The sequence below is a fragment of the Salmonella sp. SAL4457 genome, from assembly GCF_046548235.1.
Taxonomy (GTDB): domain Bacteria; phylum Pseudomonadota; class Gammaproteobacteria; order Enterobacterales; family Enterobacteriaceae; genus Salmonella; species Salmonella enterica.
This window is the reverse complement of record NZ_JBGDZO010000734.1, coordinates 1-261: the sequence shown is the minus strand read 5'-3', so window position 1 is coordinate 261 and position 261 is coordinate 1. Positions and strand designations below refer to the sequence as shown.

At 60.5% G+C, this 261-nt stretch carries 1 protein-coding gene; it reads left to right on the top strand.

Annotation, left to right across the window (positions count from 1 at the left end):
* The coding region (gene rpsM / locus ACLJNW_RS26095; RefSeq protein ID WP_410961488.1) for a 30S ribosomal protein S13 at positions 1–261 on the top strand (261 nt) is incomplete at both ends.

Here is a 261-nt window from a genome sequence, read left to right as displayed (position 1 = left end):
CTACTGCTCAGAGCATCTGCGCAGCCACCGGCGTAAACCCGGCTGCCAAGATCAAGGACCTGAGCGACGAGCAGATCGATCAGCTGCGTAACGAAGTCGCGAAGATCACCACCGAAGGTGACCTGCGTCGCGAAATCAACATGAACATCAAGCGTCTGATGGACCTCGGTTGCTACCGCGGTCTGCGTCATCGTCGCGGTCTGCCGGTTCGCGGTCAGCGTAACAAGACCAACGCGCGTACCCGCAAGGGCCCGCGTAAGC